This window comes from uncultured Vibrio sp. (genome assembly GCF_947488985.1).
In the GTDB taxonomy this organism is placed as follows: Bacteria; Pseudomonadota; Gammaproteobacteria; order Enterobacterales; family Vibrionaceae; genus Vibrio.
Map to the genome: position 1 here is coordinate 1 of NZ_CANLBV010000133.1, position 6,734 is coordinate 6,734.

The window sequence follows — 6,734 nt, forward strand, 5'->3', positions numbered from 1 at the left end:
AATCACTTTGAACGACTCGATGTCATGACCATCATATCTCAAGAACTTGGGCATTTTCGTCCTGATATTACAGAGGTGTATTTAAGATGATTTGGGGATTATTAATCGTGATTGGCTTGCTCATACTCTTTGCCGCGCCCTATCTCAGCTTTTTAGCACCGGGCGACCACATTTGGCTTGTCGATATCACAATAAAAGAAGATCCAGTACTCCTCGCTATAGGTTCCGAAACCCTTTGGATACAATGGCAATCATGGGGTTACATATTCTTGTTTAGCCTCATTACAGCGTTCATTTTAGGTTTAATTTTCAACGGCATTCGCACATTCTCAGATGAATCGTTACTCGAAGCTAAGCAAGAATTTGCTAAAAAAACGAAAGAGCTCGAAAACATAAAGCGAGAGTACCAAGCTCAAGTTGAGCAGGATGTCGTAAACAAACACACCAAAGAAGCTAAACAACTCAACAAAAAAGAAAACGAGATCTACGCTATCAAGCAACAAACAGAGAACAAGGAAGTGGCGTTACAAAAACAAATAAAAATAACCAATCACGCACACCGTCGACAAAACCAACAGACACAGAGTAAGTTAGGTCAAAGAGATCGGCTGAGCGCAGAGAAGAAAATAATGGCAGAGTTCTTAGATGAAATAGACTGGAAGTTCACGGATGGAACCAAAATTACGTATAACGCTCTAGCAAGATTAGCAAAGAAACATAGAAACCATTGATCAGATAACGACCCTGAAAAGGGCTGTTATCTGATAAGGCTTTATCTGGTCTCAAAATCAAAGTAGTCCTTTAGCTTTTCTTCGGTAGTAAGTTGGTCGACTAATCCCTAAATCTTCCCAAGGTTTCAGTGTTCTTTCTGAACTTTCTACAGGCTTACGTTTGGAGACTTTACCTCCAACCTTACCACCTTTCGCCCCTTTCTTAGCTTGGCTCTGACGGAACTTCTCCGGCGTGAACTCTCGATACGTCCAATTAGCGATCGACTTCGCTATCGCTTTCACTTCTGACACAGGCAAAGGCACTTTAAATTGAGCGTTAATGGCTTCCACTTGGTCGTAGACAGCCGAGTTCCACTGACGCTTGTAGTTAGGCGCCCAAAACTCTCGAATCGCCTTGTAGCTCCACTGACGAACCGTATCAAACAACTCACAATTGCGACCAAGACCTGATACTTCGCTACCACGTAACGGGTGGCCTTTCAGATCTAGATATTCCGCCAGTTCATCGAGTGTGTATTCGTACTCTGTCCAAAATTCATTTTGCCAGTGTGGGTGCAGTGGGTTTTTCGTCAGTAGTCCTGCGAATCCACGATCTGCTTTCAGACGCTCAATCATCGCGGATTCAATCGCAGCTGCGTAGCGAATAGGTTCACTATGCGCGATATCAGACGTACAGAATGGAACTTTCAAGCGATACGCAATGTGTGCGTGTGCGTTCTCTGGGTTCTTTGAAGTCCAATATGGTGTGGGAAGGTCGTTGTCGTACCAAGCCAAAACACCGCCTTGTCGATCAATATCAAAGACAAGGTAAGTGACCAACTTCGGTTGGTTAACTTGCAGATATTTTTTCTTAATCGCAGTGCTTTTAGGGCGTATGTAAGTGACACCGAGTTCATCGGTACAATACGGCTTATGAGGAAGCGTCTCGATTAGATCGAGTTGAAATGCGTTTGATTGTTCAGCTTTCACACATAACTGCACCTATGGCGGTTACGTGTGGATTGTCTTTGTCTATCCATGTGTTAAAATTACCTTAAGATTTAGCCCTGAATTATCGACTTTCCGCCAAGTTAGCACGATATTCGGGGCTTTGTTTTATCTAGAGTTAATCTTACTCCTCAATACCTTACTTCGCAATTTCCCTTCGCTTTTCTTGCTTTCAGGCACAAAAAAGGCCGCTATCGCGACCTTTCGAGAATCATTGTTCTACCGAAACACTGCACTTCGCACTAAGTGTGCGTTACGTTAAATTGAGATCAAATTGACTAGCGAAACTTGGCGTTTAAAGAAACTTCTGCATCTGGTTCACGAGTCCAGCGGTTACGAAGGTCTCTTCGAATAATTTCAATCGACCAGAACCAAATTAGATGACCAACAATTTCAGATATCCATTCATAAGCTGGGAGCTCTAATAGTGAAGGCGTCAAATTCAGTAATGGAAATGTAACCATATGTACAAAGAATTGAGCTAATGCACCAGCTAATAAACCCTGCCATAACTTAAATTTTGGAAACACTTCTACAACAACACAGTAGCCCAAACCAAAAACAATGGAGAATAAAATATGAGTAACACCAACCCAGTTGAAAGCATGTCCCGCAAAAGTGTAAACAACTGAATTTGGATCCGCGATATGTAACCAATCGCGAAGAAATACATATGGAGGATTCAAAAAATCACGAGAACAATCAATTTGACTTGCTGCACGGATTAGATGTTCATTAACACAACCGGCCTGCCACATATCCATTGGACTACGAGGAGCTAAAGGTACTTCAGCTCCCCATTTTACAAATGAAGAAACAACTCCAGCAATCAAACCTATAAGCGCAGCTAACCCATAACGTCTGCGTTCAGAGTCAGTTTGTACGAAAAACCATTTTAAAAATTTCATCTACAAGTATCTTAATCATCAAAGGTAAACCATATATTGTATATAATTTACCTCTGAAAAAAATAAAGAGATTGGAAACTAATATTGCATTTATCAACCTTTCTTAATATGAAAATACCTATCTGAATGGCTAACAAACTAGGTGTTCATTATTCCTGTTATGTTCAATCGCGTGACTCCGTAACGAAGAACGGCTCCCAATCGGGAGCCGTTCTTGTTTCTAAACCTGGCTTCGAACTAAGTGCCGTTAGGTAAATCGACCATCGGCGCAGAATAGCAGTTATGTTTAATCCAAGAATAAAATACATGTAGCCACACCTACGCTTTAGCAAAGAGCTAGCTCTCCTCATCTTGTAAGGACTTAGCAAACCTAATGATGTGGTCTGCATTTAAAGTACACAGACCAAGTATAATGAAAGGTGCAGATACAATTAAAATGTTGATCATAGTTAGCCTCCAAAAAGTAACCTAAAAGAACTCACCACATCTTCACATGAGGATTGCGGTGCAAGTATTCCATTACACGCTCATTCATATTCTTTAGATGCAGTTTCCTTTCATCCACAGTCATGCGGTTTAATTTACGTCTTAGGAAAAAATAGTAGATAGGAAAAGTTACTCTCGTCACCACCATGAAGATGACATTCATCAAATAGTCTTTATTAAGCACGGAGATTACCCTCTTCTAAAACAGCTTCAACATCTACACCTTTACTTCTGTAGTAATCTAACTTCTGCTCCCACGTCATGTTTCTAGTCCGATAACGGATAAGTGGTGTTGTGATTGGAGATAAGATTAGAGCAATAAGCGTAAACACCGGCTTTAAGACAACCCAACCAGCGTCTGCGATCAAGTTAAAACCAAACTTCGTGTATGAAAGAACGAGGAGGGGTAGAGAGATTAATGCGTAATCCTTAAATACAACATTTCCGATTTCCAAAATAACTTCAAACATTTTTTACAACTCCATATTAAGTACCTTTTACTGACTCTACACCGACTAAATATTTGTCAACCCCTCCTATTTCCCAGAGAAAAAGCGGATTATCAAAAGTTAGCAACCTTGGTTACAGGCTCATGTGCAGGTATCTATTGTTAGTAACGAAAGATAGAGAAGATAAATACAGTTCATATTCAGGCTGAACCCCACTGTTTTCTCATATACAGCCTGTATGCGCCCAAAACCTTGTTCGGCACCATTCAACAGGACACTCAGTTAAGCGAAAAACCTCATCGAACCTACAAAAATCGGTGTTTATTATTCCTATTATGGTAAATGCGTGAGTTTGCTATCAGAAACAGCCCCCAGACCGCCTCAAACGCTCTTAGCGAAGATTTAGGACACTTACTCAAGGCAATGTACTTCCATAACGCCTTGTAAGTTTGTGACGTTTTCAGAGCGATTTACATAGCAAAATCTAGCGTGTTTATTTGAAACAAAAAACGCCCTCTAAGGGGCATTTTTTGCATTTATCGCTCGATCTACTTTTAAAGATGCAACATAGGGTTCATCTGCTGATGCAAAATGCGGATGACAAAGATATCAAAATCTCGAACTCGATAAAAAATAGCGTGCTTTTGATGATCATGCCGGCGAATACCAGGGCGAAGATCAAAACAATCTCGACCGATAAAAGGGGCTTCGGACACAGTTTGAAGGCACTGCTCCATTTCCTCGGTATAATTGTCCGCCTGTTCTTCACCAAAATTTAAGAAGGTATATTCGTAGATATCCCCAAAGTCATCTGCTGCTTTTTTGGAGAGTTTATACATGCAATTTTGCCTTTCTCATTGCAGCCACATCTTTCAAGGATAACGAACTCTCACCACTTGCTTCCCCCTCGTCCAAAGCTTTACGCAACAAGTTTTGCTGATTTTCTTGCTGCTCGAGTAAACGTAATGCGCTTCTCATTACCTCACTAGTAGAACCATAACGGCCTGTAGCGATCATTCTTTCGATAAAACAATCAAGAGATTCTCCGATTGTGACGCTTGTTGTTCTAGCCATAAAATCACCATGTGTTAATTATTCACACAACTAGTATACCTCTTCATTTTCTCTTTTTCGCTAATTGCTTATCACACCATGCCATGAGCTGTTCGGCTTTCAATGTCATCACTCCCAGAGCTAACATACCCAAGATGTAGCCCCACCCCAAAACATGCCCCCATGTCGGAACGTTGTCATTCACTACAACAAAAACAGCAGACAATGACAGTGCTGTAAAAATAACTCTGACAAACCCCTAAAACCTCCAAATCAAACTCATAGTCTTAAACCATAACACCCATATTTAATTTCCAAACTTTCATCCGTGTTCCAGGCAAAATCCGCCTAAGCGGTTTTGCTTGGTGCACGGATGCGACAAGCGTAGCGCGTCAGCCTTTCATGGGGCGATGCCCCATACCCCCATCAAATTCACTCAGCGTCCCTCTCTGTTTGCTCGCTACGCATTGCAAAATTGAGAGGGACACTTCGCAAATTTCGCGAAAATATTCGCGCTATGTAGAAATTAAAATTTCCACATAGCGCGAATATTTAAAAGGATTAATGTTGATTCACGCAACAAAATGAATGCAACGTACATATGCAACTAAAAGTTATTGCCGAAGAATCGTGAAAGTGTCACTATGTTTTAAACCATAGCCCACTGCTGCTTATGCAGGAACCTGACCTAGATAACCTTTTGGTTTGGTCTGCGAGAATCAAATCTGCGCTTAGCCTGAGAGCTGAAAACTGATTTTGTCTCAGGGGAGTACGACCTAGTTATAATCGTATGCGGTGGCCAAATTGTTGAACCATCGATGCCTCTCAAAGTAGCGAAAACAATAACTCAACAACGCATTTCACTGGCGGATAGTGATCGGTTTTAGGTGTGAACAGTCAGCCCGTTTTTACGTTAAAAAACGAAGTGGCGAACGGCACTGCCGTCTAGATGTTTTACGAAATTATCTAGCTAGTTCTTACGCAAATATCGAGAATTTATGAGCTTTGATCCCATCGCAGCGACCGAAGCTGCCAAGCAGACCCGCGCTTTACGCAAAGGGAAAAACTACAAAAAACGCACTTCAAAACTCGAACCTTTCCGTAATGAGATCGCAAAGATGTATACGAGTGGTGCGTCCTTAGAACTGATAGCTCTGCACCTCCAAACTCAGCACAAACAATATGCAGCTCGCAGTACCATTCTCCGCTATCTCCATTCCATTGGAGTGACTCGTAATGGCTAGAGGACACTTTGCTAAATCAGAGAAACAAGCCGCGTCTGTTATTAAAGAAATGCAGGGCAAAGGCAATGTCATCGAATCTGTGGGTACGGCTAGGAATTATCAGCAAGCACTTAAAACTTGCTGCGATTATCTAAAAGAGTTCAAGCTTGGTTCTCTTAGAGACATAACACCAGACAAAGCCAACACCTATTTAGAATTGCGCTCTCACGAATGTTCACAAAAGACAATCGACATGGATCGTCAAGCTCTCCAAGCCATGATGGAACATGTGACACACCAACTTTCAGAAAAGACCAAACTCGATATCGTGTCCTCTAAACGTGAAACGATTGAACAATCTCGGTCCTATACACCACAGCAAGTTAACGCGATCACTCAACACCAAACCGAGCACCACGCACTCTCAACAGAACTTTGTTATGCCGCTGGCCTACGCGCTCACGAGCTACACTCTTTGCGCCCTTCAGGTGAAGAGTCCCCAAGTCCAAGAGATGTGCATCAAGATAAATTCTCTTACCTCCCCAATGACACCCAAACCTATACCGTAGAAGGTAAAGGCGGTTTAATTCGTGAAGTGCAAATTCCCAACCATTTAGTTGAACGTTTAGAAGAACGTAGACTCGACAGCCCCCAACATATTGTTGATCGTGGCGTGAATTACGAATCGCACTACAACCTAGCCGGTGGTCATAAATTCTCTGATGCATTCAGCAAGGCAAGTTCTCGAGCTCTTGGCTACTCTAACGGAGCACACGGCCTACGTCACAGCTACGCACAAGACCGATACGAACAACTCGCGAATCACTTTGAACGACTCGATGTCATGACCATCATATCTCAAGAACTTGGGCATTTTCGTCCTGATATTACAGAGGT

At 42.0% G+C, this 6,734-nt stretch carries 8 protein-coding genes; 3 read left to right on the forward strand and 5 right to left on the reverse strand.

Features of this window, described 5'->3' with window-relative positions; all coding sequences use genetic code 11:
* Nucleotides 1–86 precede the first annotated feature (86 nt).
* A complete protein-coding gene (locus Q1A70_RS18235) occupies nucleotides 87–731 on the forward strand; it encodes a hypothetical protein (RefSeq protein ID WP_299695015.1) in 645 nt (214 codons plus the stop codon).
* Nucleotides 732–788: 57 nt separating this feature from the next.
* On the opposite strand, the gene Q1A70_RS18240 is transcribed toward Q1A70_RS18235, so the two are convergent.
* The 5 genes from Q1A70_RS18240 to Q1A70_RS18260 form a co-directional block, all read right to left on the reverse strand.
* Nucleotides 789–1,700, reverse strand: a complete 912-nt coding sequence (locus Q1A70_RS18240; protein WP_299695017.1) for a replication initiation protein — start codon at nucleotides 1,698–1,700, stop codon at nucleotides 789–791.
* A 296-nt stretch (nucleotides 1,701–1,996) separates the two neighbouring features.
* Nucleotides 1,997–2,626: a DUF1440 domain-containing protein gene (locus Q1A70_RS18245; RefSeq protein WP_299695019.1), complete on the reverse strand. Its 630-nt coding sequence runs from the start codon at nucleotides 2,624–2,626 to the stop codon at nucleotides 1,997–1,999.
* A gap of 662 nt (nucleotides 2,627–3,288) precedes the next feature.
* Complete coding sequence (locus tag Q1A70_RS18250; protein WP_299695021.1) at nucleotides 3,289–3,582, reverse strand: hypothetical protein; 294 nt, start codon at nucleotides 3,580–3,582, stop codon at nucleotides 3,289–3,291.
* A gap of 533 nt (nucleotides 3,583–4,115) precedes the next feature.
* Nucleotides 4,116–4,400: a type II toxin-antitoxin system RelE/ParE family toxin gene (locus Q1A70_RS18255; RefSeq protein ID WP_299694980.1), complete on the reverse strand. Its 285-nt coding sequence runs from the start codon at nucleotides 4,398–4,400 to the stop codon at nucleotides 4,116–4,118.
* Entirely contained in the window at nucleotides 4,393–4,635 is a 243-nt protein-coding gene (locus tag Q1A70_RS18260) for a type II toxin-antitoxin system ParD family antitoxin (protein WP_102506858.1), read from the reverse strand. The genes Q1A70_RS18255 and Q1A70_RS18260 overlap by 8 nt, the downstream gene beginning before the upstream one ends.
* A 977-nt stretch (nucleotides 4,636–5,612) precedes the next feature.
* On the opposite strand from Q1A70_RS18260, the gene Q1A70_RS18265 reads away from it, so the two are divergent.
* Both Q1A70_RS18265 and Q1A70_RS18270 read left to right on the forward strand, forming a co-directional pair.
* The gene (locus Q1A70_RS18265) at nucleotides 5,613–5,858 is read left to right on the forward strand and encodes a hypothetical protein (RefSeq protein ID WP_016786354.1); all 246 of its coding nucleotides are present in this window, start codon (nucleotides 5,613–5,615) and stop codon (nucleotides 5,856–5,858) included.
* The coding region (locus Q1A70_RS18270; protein ID WP_299697501.1) for a site-specific integrase at nucleotides 5,851–6,734 on the forward strand (884 nt) is incomplete at its 3' end. The genes Q1A70_RS18265 and Q1A70_RS18270, both read left to right, overlap by 8 nt.